A 13,812-nucleotide genomic window follows, 5' to 3' on the forward strand; every position below is an offset into this window, starting at 1 on the left:
TTCCACAAAGAGTGAATTTTCTTGTGGAACGGGCATCTTGCCCGTTCTTGAAAATGATGCAAGATCGGTTTTTATGCGGAGCTTTGTCCTATGCAGATCCAGCATTTTCCTCACCTGATTACTGCTTTTATACTGGGAACGCCTGGTGTATTTCTACTAACATCATCCCCAAGTTTTGCGGTTCCAATTGATAGATTAGTTGCTCCTGAACCGTTAAATACCTTGGCAGAAAAACCCTTCGCGCAGGTGAATTCTGTCTCTCAACTCTCGGATGTAAAACCCACTGACTGGGCGTTTCAGGCGCTGCAATCTCTAGTAGAACGCTACGGCTGCATTGTCGGTTATCCCGACGGCACCTACAGAGGAAACCGGGCGATAACGCGGTACGAATTTGCAGCAGGATTGAATAGCTGTCTCGATCGAGTCAGCGAACTAATTGCCGCAGGAACAACCAACCTGATTACTGGGGAAGATTTAGCGATCGTCCAAAAACTGCAAGCAGAATTTGCAACTGAATTATCGGTGTTGCGGGGTCGAGTCGATACTCTAGATGCACGCACGGCACAACTAGAAGCGAATCAGTTCTCCACGACTACTAAGCTGAATGCGGAAATTATCGTGGTGGTAACAGATACCTCGGGCAACCGTGTTGGAGATTCGGACGATCGCACCAACACTATTGTTGCCAACCGGGGCCGATTAAATTTTGAAACCAGCTTCACCGGTCGCGATATGCTGAGAACCCGTTTGGAATTCGGCAACTTGGGCAGGAGGATTTCCGATCAGACGGGTACAAATATGACGGCATTGAACTTTGATGGCAATACCGACAACACAATCACCGTCCCTCACGTATTATATGTAACGCCGCTGACCTCTAATCTGGCGCTGACCGTCGGCCCCACAGGTGTTGGGTATCCCGATATTACGGATTTGCTGACTCCTCCAACCATCGCTACCGATAGTGAGGGAATTCCCTCGAAGTTCGGACAATACAATCCCCTCTACCGCCGGGGAGGTGGCGGTGCTGCTGTCAACTGGACGATCGTCAACAACCTCACCCTGACTGTAGGCTATATAGCAGGAAATCCCAATCTCCCGCAGTCAAGTAACGGTTTATTCAACGGTTCGTACAACGCTTTGGTTCAGCTTGCCTACCGGCGCGATCGCGGAGCCATTGGCGTAGCCTATTCTCGTACCTTTGCACCAAGCGGTAAAGCCGATATCACAGGCGGTACGGGCAGTTTTCTGGCTGCGCAACCGTTTGGGAACAATATTGCTACATCCAGCGATTCTGTAGGCGTACAAGGATTCTACCGCCTTGCTCCCCGCTTCCAAGTTCACGGTTGGGTCGTTTATACTCGCGCCAATGCAGAAAATTCCGGTGTTAGCAGCCTTTCTGATGGTAGAGGTGGCTTGGTTTTGCTAAATGTTGACGGCGGCGATCGCGCCGATATTGTGTATGGGGCGATCGGTATAAGTTTCCCAGATGTGGGAGGTCAAGGCAACCTACCCGGAATTTTGGTCGGTTTGCCGGGTCGGGTGACGAGCAGTAATGTGCGCCGCGAGCGAGATACTTCCTATCACATTGAAGCCTTCTATCGCTTTCAGGTAAACGACAACATTTCCATCACCCCTGCTGCTTGGGTCGTTGTTAATCCTGAGAATGACAGCCGCAACGACACTCAATGGGTTTGGTTGCTCCGCACAGGCTTTAACTTTTAACGGGAAAGATATTTTAGTAAGCTGTCGCGCATTTAAATTGTATATTCAGGGCGGGCGGGACGCCCACCCCACAAGACTTTGATTTTTTTTTGACATACAGTTTAAATGCCGCAACAGCTTAACCTAGTCCTGGACGCAAAAACCCAGTTTCTTAACGTAATTGCCTCATTTGAGACGACTATCGCGAGAAACCGGGTTTTTTAGACTGATAATGCGTCCAGGACTTCATATCGTTTCCGGTTGCATGGGAACGATCGAGTCCTGGTCCATAATTCCACATTCCCCGACTCCCGACTCCCCACTCCCGACTCCCCATCCCGAACGGTGTAACCGGAATTGATATCAATTCCATGCCACAACAAAAAACCCCTGCCATCGCTGGCTGGGGTAAAAAATTATCAGGGTGCATCTACTAATATTTGCCAGTATAGCATACCTTTGGGGGGTGTTACCCTTCATGGGTAACACCCAACGCCAAGTTTAAATCAGAATAAGTTATGATTGAATGCGCCAATGATTGACAAAGCTTTTATATCATCTGGTTTTGTCCCAGCCGATCTAAAATTTAAGATTTAGAATAAATCTGTGCTAGACCTCAAATTAATCCGAGAAAACCCGCAAGCCGTGCAAGAAAGCCTCAACCTGCGCGGAGGTAACTATGAAATCGAGCCGATTTTGCAACTAGACAGACAGCAGCGGGAGTTGGAAGGCAAGCGATCGCAACTGCAAGCCCGCAGCAACGAAATCGCCAAACTCATCGGCCAAAAAAGAAAATCGGGTTTACCCCTCGAATCTCCCGAAATTCAAACTTTGCAAGCAGAAGGCAACGAAGTCGGCACGGAGTCAAACGAACTGCAAGCAAAGGAAAAAGACCTAAAAGCTCAAATAGAAGCTTTATTGCTGCCTCTGCCAAACTTGCCGGGCCAGTCAACGCCGATCGGCAAAAATGAAGATGAAAACGTCGAAATCCGGCGCTGGGGAGACGAATACATACCCCAAAATACGGGGATTTTGCCACACTGGGAAATCGGCGAAAAGTTAGGAATTCTCAACTTTGAACGGGCGGTAAAAATCGCTGGACCCCGCTTTGTCACCTTAATGGGATCTGGTGCAGCCCTGGAAAGAGCGATAATTCAATTCATGCTCGACCGCCACACAAAAGCCGGTTATGTAGAAGTCATTCCCCCATTTTTAGTTAATACCGAATCCCTCACTGCTACTGGTCAATTGCCAAAATTTGCTGAAGAAAGTTTCAAGTGCGACCAAGACGATTTGTGGCTGATTCCTACTTCCGAAGTTCCGGTTGTCAATTTGTACAGAGGTGAAATTTTGACAGCAGAACAGTTGCCAATTTATCACTGTTCTTATACTCCTTGTTTTCGGCGCGAAGCTGGCAGTTACGGCAAAGATACGAGGGGATTAATTCGCCTGCACCAATTTAATAAAGTTGAATTGGTAAAACTGGTGCATCCGAGTACCTCCGAGGCAGAGCACGAAAAGTTAGTGCAGGATGCTGAGGGAGTTTTGCAGGCGCTGAAATTGCCTTATCGGGCGATCGCACTATGTACAGGCGACTTGGGTTTCGCGGCAGCCAAAACCTACGATTTAGAGGTGTGGCTGCCATCTGCTGGCAAATACCGCGAGATTTCCAGTTGTTCCAACGTCGCAGATTTTCAGGCGCGGCGGGCAAATATTCGCTTTAAAGAAACGGGGAAAAAAGGCACTCAATTCGTTCACGCCCTTAACGGTTCCGGTTTAGCTATAGGTCGGACAATGGCGGCAATTTTGGAGAATTACCAGCAGCCGGACGGGACTGTAAAAGTGCCGGAAGCCTTACAACCCTATTTAGGTCGCGAGGTTTTGTAAACAATTTCGTAGTGAAGACTTCAGTCCTAATCGCAGAAGAAATTAGGACTAAAGTTATTACTACGAACCATTTAATTAGGACTAAAGTCCTTACTACGAAATGAGATTTGATATTAGATAAAATCCGGTGGCATCGGAATTGATATTACCAACAGTCAGGACACGGCGCGGTGCCGTTTCCCGAAAATTAATCGAGCGATAGTTACATCTTTTATCCAGGAAGATTGATTATTTTGGGGTAGGGAAAATGCACGGTGCCGTGTCCAGAGTTGGTGGCAGTCAACACTCAACAGTCAACAGTCATCAGTCATCAGTCATCAGTCATCAGTCATCAGTCAACAGTCAACAGTCAACAGTCAACAGTCAACAATCACCGACGGTGCAACCGGAATTGATATTACTTACAGTTTACCTAATGTTTCCTTGATATCCAGCGCCAAATATCTATCCAATGCTAGATAGACCCAATAAAGAGATAACTGACTATCGCTGCTAGTCTTATGAAATCCCAAAGCCTGGGCCTGTTTTTCGTACAGGGGGTGCATTATCAGCGTGTGCAAGTCGCAAAGATTGGGAAAATCTGTTTGCATTTCAATTAAAACTTTCTGTGTGTCTTCGAGGAAAGCAATTCGGTATTCTAAGAAATACTGCGGATCTATCATCCAACTGCGGATAAATACTGACTGGCAATTTTTATCTCCTGGTAGCGCCATATTGAAAGGATCGATATCGGAAAGTGAACTTAAATGAAGGCTTTTGCTAGGAGCGTTAAAAAAATTTAATTCTGATTCGCTAGCGGTGGGATAAAGTAAGTAAAACCCGACTGGATTGAGATTATCGCAGCGGCGCAAAACTCGCATTCCTTTTGAGTATTGACTAGCCAAAAGCCGGAGGATTTTAGCAATTTTGTAGGGAACGGCGTTAGTGTTGCGGTTCATCCAGTTGTAATTGGTGGCTAATAAATTTGCAACGGGAATCGCGTCGCACCGAGGGTTGAAATCATCTAATTTGAGTTTTACCGGATTTTCCGGCTGCGCGGCATCTAAAATTTCAGAAACAGGTTTAATTTCAATTGCCGTAGCGTTACCATCAAAGTGTTTTGCGATCAATCCTAGTGCTGCTAATTTATCTAACATCATTCCGGCGGCGCGATAGCTCCCGCGATCTGAATCGCAGTAAAATAGTTGGGCGGCTTCCCGGTGAGTGCACTGCACTTCTGTTGCTGGCAATTCCAGTTTCGCCAGGGGTGGTTGGAGACGGGGCTGGCTTTCCTGAAGCTGTTTCACCAATAAGTAAATCCACAGCCTGATAAAGCATTCAGCCCTAGTGCGGGTTACGCCTACTCGTTTCATCAACAGCGAAACAGCCGTGCGGCGTTGAGATGGAGAATACCAAGCATCTAGTTTTGCAATATCCATTTCAGTCGAGAAGCAGCGAAGGAACTCTAGTTACATATTGGCTCAATTACAAAAAACTTCACCCCGTTTTAGGTTACTTGTTGCCGCTGTTGCTCAACTTTCGTGATTTGGGCCGACTCTACAAGATAGCTGGTTCCTCCTTGCAAGTTCACTGCTTCCCAAAGCACAATCCATTTTAGATATTTTCTGGCTTGATTTAACAAAACAACCAACCCGACTAAATTAGCAACTTTAGAGGTTTACGCTATGTAAAGTGCTTATATGAATCGGATTGGAAAATTTTTGCCGGGAGAAGCGATTAATAATTATGAGAGGGAAGAGTATCTCGGCAAAATGGCCTCGCGCCCTTTGAGAGTCAGTCAGGGAATTCTCAACAGCAACGGCATTCAAAAGGGCTACTACGCGATCGATAAACAGCAACCACTATATTCTAACAGCCCAATGGCAGCGTTTGCCGTCCGAGCCGCGATGTCTCAGTCAAATCTGGAACTAGGGGCGATCGACTTACTGGCCTGCGCCACTACTTTACCAGATTTATTAGTATGGGGATTTGTCAGCACAGTACAGGGGGAACTTTCCGAATAATCTCCCCTAGAAATAGTGTCAACTCCTTGAGTTGGCTGTGGCGGAGTTAGTGCTTTAAATTACGCCCCATCTCAACTCGAACTCTGCAAAAACAAACAGCTATTGCGGTAGCTTCAGAATTTCCCTCGCGGCTGTTCAAAAACACCTAATTTGAAGCATAAACTTCAGTTTAAGCGAGAATAGCCCTGCCTTTCGATACATAATTTTGGCGCTGGATGCTCTCCGACGGCGCCGGAGCATGGTTGCGACCAAACCCTCCCAACGCGACAGGGATCAGCTTAAAGATAGAGGGAATTGAGCTAATTTACCACGCCAATGCTTATCCTATTTGTATGTATTCAGGATTAGCCCACGAAACATCAACTAAAAGCTGGTTGAATTATTCCTCCTACCTCTATCCAGCCACAGCGGGAGCTTTTGACTTGCTGCGGAATATTCGCTTGCTGGACAATGTAATGAAATTAGGCGTTGAAGGTTGACTGCGGTTGATTAAAGCAGGGAGAGTTTGTCCGCAGGAAATCGACTGGCTGCTGTGCCGCTATTCGTCTCACTTTTTCCGGGAATAAATTGTATAACTTCTGGAACAAGCAGGCTGCATGATTCCTGAAAAAAAATGGTTTACCAACTTGTACATTCGGGTAAATACAGGCGGCGCATCGATTTATTTAATGTTAAAGGAATTATGCAATTCTGACAAGTTGCAGCCTGGACAGAAAATCTTTTGTTTCCTGCGGAAAAGCTGCCGCTTTACAACGGCATACATGAGGTTAACTTACGGCTATTTAATGACTGCCAACAATCTAAATAAACCCGCCCTCACCGAAGGAATAATCTAAATCAACCCTGTCTGCGCTCGAATAGAAAAAATGTACATTGGGATTGGGCGCCTTGTGGGGGCGGGTTTGTCAGATTATTCGTTTCCGACATTGATGGTTTGTAAAATCCGCTCCGGAGCAATCTAAAATTATAGTGGATTTTTCAGGCAAAATTAATAGTACAACTCAAGCTGCTGCTAGCTGTGGTTGTTCTGCTGCTTTGGACCAATTCGGATTTACCACAATCCACTTGCCTGTAATCGGATCGCGGTAAGTAATAAACGGATTAGATTTTAAAGGTTGACTGCAAGGTTTAGCTGCCATCTCTACACACTCCCAATAACTGGTATTGAATAACTGCTACAACACCATAACTTTAATTATCGGCTGTTTTGCCTAAAATCCGCGTGATTTATACCTCAACAATATGTAATATTTTAGCTATGTTTGGGTGACATATAGCACTGCCTAATGTGATTTAAAACTGCGTTTGCTGTGAGCAGTATCACCAAAAAGCCTCCGTAAAAACACTCTGCCTTCTACCTTTTACCTTCTACCTTCCAGAGGGCCACTATTTTCAGTGTACATCTGATATTATTAAGTAAGGTAAAGACGTTTCTCAGAGATCCCCCTCACAAACTTATGGTGCTATTTGGATTTGGCAAAAAGTCGAGCCTGCCCTCTCCCCAAGAGGCATTGCCGGGACGGGCAGAGTCTATGTCGGTACCGACAACTCACTTTGTTAACGGCAATCCGCTCAAACCTCCCTTTCCAAACGGCATGGAGACTGCCTTGTTTGGCTTGGGCTGTTTTTGGGGAGCAGAACGCAAATTTTGGCAGCAAAATGGAGTTTTTTCGACTGCTGTTGGCTACGCGGCCGGGATTACTCCGAATCCTACTTACAACGAAGTTTGCAGCGGGATGACGGGACACAATGAAGTAGTTCTGGTTGTGTTCGATCCGAAAGTAATTAGTTACGAAACGCTGCTAAAAGTTTTTTGGGAAAGTCACAATCCTACTCAAGGAATGCGTCAGGGCAATGATTCGGGTACTCAGTACCGATCGGGAATTTACACGTATTCAGCCAGCCAAATGCAGCTAGCTGAAGCTTCGCGCGATGCTTACCAGCAGGCTCTGACGGCGGCCGGTTACGGCAAGATTACTACTGAAATTATTGAGGCTCCTGAGTTTTATTACGCAGAAAGCTATCACCAGCAGTATCTTGCTAAAAACCCGAACGGTTATTGCGGTTTGGGCGGTACTAAGGTTTGTTTGCCTGCTATGTCTCAGGCTTAAAACTTGACGCGCTTTAGGGATAGGGACACATATAGCCTTTCGAGCGTAACATGAGGTACTCTCGTGGCCTCCGTGGCCTCCGTGGCCTCCGTGGCCTCCGTGGGCATCAGTTGCGAGCGGTATGTACCTCATTTTATTGAGAACCGCTATAGTTTAGGACACAAGAATGTTTTGTCCCTACACAAGAAATCGGGACAAAACATTCTTGTGTCCCTACAAAATATCGGGTAAATCGGGCTTATAGCCCGCAATAAAAAGCCGAATATGTTAGTAGTTTAAAAACAGGTAATAAATGCTGAAGGCTGTTGTAATTATCAATCTACTAATATCTGTGGCCTGCTTTTATATAGCTGCGAAGGTGGGGAAAATCCGGCGGGCGATCGCAGGTTTTGAAATGCGGATCGCAGCAATGGAACGCCGCAGCAGCAATGTCCTCAGCAACTCGCCGGATTTTCTTGCTAAAAGGCAGCAAGGTACCCGCCAACTGCGACGGCGCTATCAACAACTGGAATTGCAAGTGCAACAGGTTCAGCAACTTTTGGGATTGCTGGGTTTGGGCCGGACGCTTTGGCTCCGGCGCGATCGACCTTTGAGGTAAGCTATCCTAAAACTGCTGCCCCTGCTAACTCCGTAGGATTTTCAACAAGATTTCTACCTTTGCAAAGGGCTGCAATCGGGCAAACGTGCCTAAAATTGGTCTATGGAGAGAAGTTATAAAAATGTCAACTAAACGTTCAGGATTATTTATTGGCGGTTTGCTTGTGGGTTCTGCGATCGGGGCCGTGACTGGGTTGCTGATGGCACCGCGAACGGGCAAGGAGACGCGGCAGATATTGAAAAAATCGGCGGATGCAATGCCTGCGTTGGCGGAGGATTTATCGACTAGCGTGCAGTTGCAGGCCGATCGACTTTCTGAAAGTGCAATGCGAAATTGGGACGAAACTTTGATTAGACTCAAAGAGGCGATCGCGGCCGGTTTGGAAGCGACTCAGCGGGAACGCCAAACACTGGCGGAAACTGAAGCTGAAGTGAGTCCCCCCTCCCGCCCTCCCATCCGCTAAATGACATGAAATCCTCAACCCCAAATCTTAGATTCAAGTGAGCGATCCCATATTTTGGCTAGGACTTTCGATTTTGCTAGTAGCAGTTAGCCTGACTGCTGTTTTAGTGACTTTAATACCTGCGGTGCAAGCGCTGGCCCGGGCGGCCCGCAGCGTGGAAAAGCTCGCTGATACGCTTTCTCGCGAGTTTCCGCCGACTTTGGAGGCGATTCGGTTGACGGGGCTGGAAATTAGCGAGTTGACGGATGATGTTAGCGATGGGGTGCAAAGTGCGGGGGAGGTTGTGAAACAGGTCGATCGAAGTATTGGTAGCGCGAAAAAGCAGGCGCAAAACGTGCAGGCTACAACTCGCAGCGTGGTTACCGGGGTTAAGGCTGCTTGGAAAACTTTAACTCGGAAGCCGCCGATTTCTGGGACAAATCGCCGATCGACAGATAGATTGTCGCCCAGTCAAAGAAATGCGCTTTCGCTGAGGGATTCGGGTTTGGAGGACAGGTATTCTGGGGGTTACGGTGCCGATACGAATAATGGGGAATCGCCCAGGTTGAGGACTAGCGAGGGTTCTGGTTTGCCGGGGGATGCTGAAGATTTTGAGGAAGCGTCGAAGGATTCTTGATAGTCGATCGCTTTTTACCTGGCTTGTTTCAACTTTTGAATTTCCTCAATACTCAATCCTGTTGTTTGAGCGATCGTTGCTTCATCTAACACATCCAGAAGTCCTTTGGCAATTTCAAGCGCTTTTTCCTTCATTGCCTGTGAAACAGCCTGTGAAACAGCCTGCTTAACAGCTTTAGTAATAGCATTCCGCTGGTCTTGTATGTAAATTTCCTGATGTTCTAAATCTTCCAACTCTTCGCGGGTTAAATCGGCGCGATTCGCAACTTCAAAAGCTTTCTTAATTGCCTCGACTTCTCCCATTGGTTCCGGTACAACTTCTAAACTTTTGGCATTTTTCAGAAAATATATCCACTTATCGGTTAGAGTTTCTAATTCTTCTAATTTTTTTCCAAATTTCGGTAATTCAACAAACACTAACTCGATATCGTAAATTAGATAGTCAACCAGATAATCTCTTTCTTTGAGGACAAAGCGGGAAATTACTTTGTCGAGATTGGGAAACATTTCAAAGTCAGTAATAGTTAAGGCAATTACCGGATTTAGTAGCGTGTAATCTACTCCCGTGTCTAGTTGAATCGAATAAGCTTTAGCAGCATTGTACAAGATCCGCTTTTCAAAGCCTTCTACATTTAATACCTGCATTTCGATAATGACTGTTTGCTCGTTATTCAGCTTGGCTCGGATATCTAAGTAAGTATCTTTAATTCCTCTAATTTTGGGGGGTTGATAGGGATTGAGGATTTCTAAAGATTCGATCGCAGAATTGCCTTGGTAGAGGATGGCGTTGAGAAAACTGATGAGGATTTCTTTGTTTTGTTCGTCGCCGAATATTTTTTTAAAGGCAAAATCTGTTTTGGGGTTGATAAATCTCATTTTTGAAACCTCGACTGTGAAGGAATCGCTCTCGATTAAGATTATACCATTTATGCTGTTTGATTGAGGGTCTTCTCAGAGGGCAAAGCTTTTGAGTAAAATTGGTGGTTGGGAGGGCGATCGCCCTTCAGTTAGATTAGTTACTATAGGGGCGATCGCACATCTAATCTTTTTTATCCAAGTCTTCTGTTTTTGCAGTTTCTGAAGTTGAGGGGAATGTTAATTGGATGTTAATATCCATTGATATTGTACTTTGCTCCAGCCAACCTATATTAACTATCTTTATTAATGCTTCTGTAGGTACAGAATTATTTATTTTAAATTCAGGAGAGGACTGAGTTTTATATCCGGCTTCCTCTAGCCGATCGCAAATATTGCGCCAATTTCCTACAGGTTCGTTAGGTACATCTGCGATTTTTTTAACATATTGGTATAAAGTTTTACATAAATAAACCTCTGCACTTTTGGAACTCTGAAACAGTTGGCGGGCGATTTCGGCGGGACTGCAACCGGAAAGCAATCCTCGGAGGTAGAGTTTTTCTGTTTCTGTTAGTCCCCTGCGCGATCGAGGAGAGATTTGCCGTTTAGCTTCTGCAAAAGCTTGGTACAGCCTTTCTAAGTCCCAGTGTTTGGCGGCTTCGGCAAATAAGTCTTCCTTTGAGGCCATTTTCTGGTGTGGTGAGATGTGGCTAACGATAGCATAACTGAAATTGCTAGCGTTTGTTAGTTGTTTGCTAGCTTTGCTTAGTGTATTGTTATATACATCAGATATAGTTGAGTTTGTTAGGGCGTGTGACGCTGAGTAGGAATACTAGGAGTCAGTAATGGGCGCGATCGCTTCAACTCACCTCAAAGCTACTATCTGCGAACGTCTGACAACGTTAGGTAAAGTTTTGTAATAAAAACCCCATATTTTGCATAAAACTTGTGGACTCAGCCTGATAGATAAATAGAGCTTTAGAAGTACCGCTACTGTTGCGGTTCATCGGAGCTCAGGGTGGATTAGGGCGATCGGCCGATCGGCTTTTACAACAAACAGTTTATTTAATCCAAGCAAACACAGGGCAAGTCTATGTACTTGTCTCTAATCAACACGAGGAAATAACGTGTCTAATTTTTTCACGCCTGAATTTAATAACGAAAGTGCGATCGCTCCTTGGAATGCCAGCCTAGAACCGACTAAGGCTATTATCCCGCAGCTAGATGCTAACCGTGTGCTAACGGGGGGTGTTGGTCAGGAGGTTAATCTCCCGACTTTAACGCCAGAAGCCTATGACAATATCATCTTGCCTGACGATTTGCTAACCCGGATGGCTAGTGCGGCGAGCACGGACTCCAACAGCAGTTTACCCGATAGCTCTGTCGATTTGCTAACAGGTCAGGCGATGTCAGAGGTTTATGGGGATTTGAGTAAGTTTGCGGCCGGGCCAGATTTCGTGGCTAAGATGAATTTGGCTTTTGGGGAAAACTGGGATGCTGCAGGTGCCAAAGCCTTAGCTGAAGGATGGTTTCAGGGAGATTTTAGTGATATCCCGCCGGTGAAGGTTGTCTCGTCTGCTGAGATAGGTGGGGCGAATGGGGCTTTTGCGGCGGCGACGGATACGATTTATTTATCCAAGGAATTTTTGGCTCGGAATGGGGCTAATCCGGCGGCGGTTGCGGATGTGTTGCTGGAAGAAATCGGGCACTCTGTTGATGCGCGGTTGAATGTTACGGATTCACCGGGAGATGAGGGGGCGATTTTTTCGAGGGTTGTTCAGGGTAAGCAGTTGAGTCAGGGTGAGCTTCAGGGGTTGAAGGGTAAAGATGATATATTCACTATCACACTAAATAGTCAAAAGATTGATTTAGAACTCTCTGTAAATTATAGCAAAACTTACGATAGCACATCTTCTGATGCAGCTAAATCAGTTTTATCTATCTTTGGTATAGAAGCAGCTAAGTGGCAAACAAATGCTGAACTCTATATGTCTGATTCAGATCCAGTTGAGGGGGAAGTCATTAATTTTGAATTAATTATTAATTATAATAATATCCAGGGAGGTTATTTGGGAGCACCTAATCCTTATACAGTCTTTGGTTATACTAAAAATTTAAATATAGGAAATAAGACAACAGATGCTTTCCCCCCATTAACATCATGGCTAGCTGTAAGAAACGGAGATTTTATAAATCCCGATCAGTGGACATTAGAAGTCGTTGACAAAATTGGCTCTACCTCTATTGTAATTGAGGGTGGAAAAATCAATGTTAGTAATACTATCGGTAATACCCAGTTTGGAGGAGAAATAAATTTTAAAGCTAATAATCCAGAAAAAACTTTTTTTGTCATTAAAAACTATGGACTGTATCAGGATAATTGGAATTTCCTACAAGTTAGCAATCTTTTGAACAGCAAAAATGATAATGGCAAATTTTTTGAAAGTGGATATTTTAAAATAAAAGGTCAAGTTAAGGCAGACATTAAAAGTTTCAGTCCTAATAATTACAACTGGTTGCAAATTTATTTTACTACATCTGCAAATTATAGTTATACTCAGTTTGCATCATTCACAGAAAATCAACTGTACGACAAGAAAAGATTAGATGCACATACTTATGCTCTTTTCCCTACGATGACTATAGGCGGTGCAGATTTAAGTAATTAGTGTCGATTGATTGTGCAAATAAATGCAGTATTATTAGTAGGCTTTCAATATTAACTGCATCCAATAGAAAAACCCTCAATCTCTAGTGACTTCATATTTAGCATAGAATAAAAATGGCATTAAAATTTACCAATGATAATGGTCTTATTCGCTTACTGGGCGATAACACCGCAGAATTCATCACCCTCTCACCAGGACAACTAACAAATATACCTGCTGGTGCATGGGTTCTCGCCGGAAATGATACAGTTATAGGATCTGCCGACAGCGAAATAATTTTGGGAAACGAAGGTCAAGATAGCATTTCAGGTGGTGCTGGTAACGATACCCTGCTTGGTGGCAAAGATAGCGATTTTGTTGATGGAGGCATTGACAACGATTTAGTTCGAGGTGATCTAGATGCAGATATCGTCAGAGGCGGAGACGGCAACGACAGTTTATTTGGTGGGAGAGGTACTGATCAACTCTTTGGTGATGCTGGAGATGATTTTCTATCAGGTGATAGGGACAGGGATACACTTACTGGCGGAGAAGGAAGCGATATATTTGCCTTGGCAATAGGTGGCGGTTTAGATATCATCACCGACTTTGGAAATGGAAGCGATTTCATCCAATTACCAGCAGGTGTAAATATCAGTGACATTTTAATTGAATCGAGCAGTGCTTTTACCTTACTTAGTCTTAGAAGTACAGGTGAACCATTAGCGCAACTGAATAATGTTCCGGCTTCCAGTATCACAACTGGAAGGCTTTTGTTGCCTAATCAGCAACGTCTTGAGAGTCCGCCTCCGCGTATAAATATACCAGGTACACCTCCAGAACCTCCTGCTCCTCTGTTACCTGATGTGCCACCATCACCTATTGGATTTTGAAATGTAGTGGTATCGCCCCTTTTCTTCTTAGGGGG

15 protein-coding genes are annotated in these 13,812 nt (G+C 45.0%); 11 read left to right on the plus strand and 4 right to left on the minus strand.

Going from position 1 to position 13,812, the window contains the following annotated elements:
- Positions 1-90 precede the first annotated feature (90 nt).
- Both QUB61_RS14185 and serS read left to right on the plus strand, forming a co-directional pair.
- Positions 91-1,725, plus strand: coding sequence for an iron uptake porin (locus tag QUB61_RS14185; protein ID WP_333122879.1), 1,635 nt, complete (start codon positions 91-93; stop codon positions 1,723-1,725).
- A 585-nt stretch (positions 1,726-2,310) separates the two neighbouring features.
- A complete protein-coding gene (gene serS / locus QUB61_RS14190) occupies positions 2,311-3,591 on the plus strand; it encodes a serine--tRNA ligase (protein ID WP_333122882.1) in 1,281 nt (426 codons plus the stop codon).
- Positions 3,592-3,992: 401 nt separating this feature from the next.
- Here the strand turns inward: serS and QUB61_RS14195 are convergent, their stop codons facing one another.
- Positions 3,993-5,009, minus strand: coding sequence for a hypothetical protein (locus tag QUB61_RS14195; protein ID WP_333122885.1), 1,017 nt, complete (start codon positions 5,007-5,009; stop codon positions 3,993-3,995).
- Positions 5,010-5,270: 261 nt separating this feature from the next.
- On the opposite strand from QUB61_RS14195, the gene QUB61_RS14200 reads away from it, so the two are divergent.
- From QUB61_RS14200 to QUB61_RS14210, 3 genes are all read left to right on the plus strand, one after another.
- Positions 5,271-5,594, plus strand: a complete 324-nt coding sequence (locus QUB61_RS14200; RefSeq protein ID WP_333122888.1) for a hypothetical protein — start codon at positions 5,271-5,273, stop codon at positions 5,592-5,594.
- Positions 5,595-5,809: 215 nt separating this feature from the next.
- Positions 5,810-6,073, plus strand: a complete 264-nt coding sequence (locus QUB61_RS14205; protein WP_333122891.1) for a hypothetical protein — start codon at positions 5,810-5,812, stop codon at positions 6,071-6,073.
- Between the two features lie 117 nt (positions 6,074-6,190).
- A complete protein-coding gene (locus QUB61_RS14210; protein WP_333122893.1) occupies positions 6,191-6,430 on the plus strand; it encodes a hypothetical protein in 240 nt (79 codons plus the stop codon).
- A 165-nt stretch (positions 6,431-6,595) separates the two neighbouring features.
- On the opposite strand, the gene QUB61_RS14215 is transcribed toward QUB61_RS14210, so the two are convergent.
- Positions 6,596-6,733: a hypothetical protein gene (locus tag QUB61_RS14215; protein WP_333122897.1), complete on the minus strand. Its 138-nt coding sequence runs from the start codon at positions 6,731-6,733 to the stop codon at positions 6,596-6,598.
- A gap of 318 nt (positions 6,734-7,051) precedes the next feature.
- On the opposite strand from QUB61_RS14215, the gene msrA reads away from it, so the two are divergent.
- The 4 genes from msrA to QUB61_RS14235 all read left to right on the plus strand — a co-directional run bounded on the left by msrA (position 7,052) and on the right by QUB61_RS14235 (position 9,382).
- Positions 7,052-7,705, plus strand: a complete 654-nt coding sequence (gene msrA / locus QUB61_RS14220) for a peptide-methionine (S)-S-oxide reductase MsrA (protein WP_333122899.1) — start codon at positions 7,052-7,054, stop codon at positions 7,703-7,705.
- Between the two features lie 292 nt (positions 7,706-7,997).
- The gene (locus QUB61_RS14225; RefSeq protein ID WP_333122901.1) at positions 7,998-8,303 is read left to right on the plus strand and encodes a hypothetical protein; all 306 of its coding nucleotides are present in this window, start codon (positions 7,998-8,000) and stop codon (positions 8,301-8,303) included.
- Between the two features lie 121 nt (positions 8,304-8,424).
- A complete protein-coding gene (locus tag QUB61_RS14230) occupies positions 8,425-8,766 on the plus strand; it encodes a YtxH domain-containing protein (RefSeq protein ID WP_333122903.1) in 342 nt (113 codons plus the stop codon).
- A 37-nt stretch (positions 8,767-8,803) separates the two neighbouring features.
- The gene (locus tag QUB61_RS14235) at positions 8,804-9,382 is read left to right on the plus strand and encodes a DUF948 domain-containing protein (RefSeq protein WP_333122907.1); all 579 of its coding nucleotides are present in this window, start codon (positions 8,804-8,806) and stop codon (positions 9,380-9,382) included.
- 14 nt (positions 9,383-9,396) lie between these two features.
- Here the strand turns inward: QUB61_RS14235 and QUB61_RS14240 are convergent, their stop codons facing one another.
- A complete protein-coding gene (locus QUB61_RS14240; protein ID WP_333122910.1) occupies positions 9,397-10,257 on the minus strand; it encodes an Rpn family recombination-promoting nuclease/putative transposase in 861 nt (286 codons plus the stop codon).
- A 163-nt stretch (positions 10,258-10,420) separates the two neighbouring features.
- Complete coding sequence (locus QUB61_RS14245) at positions 10,421-10,924, minus strand: DNA-binding response regulator (RefSeq protein ID WP_333122912.1); 504 nt, start codon at positions 10,922-10,924, stop codon at positions 10,421-10,423.
- A 643-nt stretch (positions 10,925-11,567) separates the two neighbouring features.
- On the opposite strand from QUB61_RS14245, the gene QUB61_RS14250 reads away from it, so the two are divergent.
- Both QUB61_RS14250 and QUB61_RS14255 read left to right on the plus strand, forming a co-directional pair.
- Entirely contained in the window at positions 11,568-12,905 is a 1,338-nt protein-coding gene (locus QUB61_RS14250; protein ID WP_333190002.1) for a hypothetical protein, read from the plus strand.
- A gap of 113 nt (positions 12,906-13,018) precedes the next feature.
- Complete coding sequence (locus QUB61_RS14255; RefSeq protein ID WP_333122916.1) at positions 13,019-13,777, plus strand: calcium-binding protein; 759 nt, start codon at positions 13,019-13,021, stop codon at positions 13,775-13,777.
- Positions 13,778-13,812 lie beyond the last annotated feature (35 nt).

It is taken from the genome of Microcoleus sp. C2D2 (assembly GCF_036702495.1).
In the GTDB taxonomy this organism is placed as follows: Bacteria; Cyanobacteriota; Cyanobacteriia; order Cyanobacteriales; family Microcoleaceae; genus Microcoleus.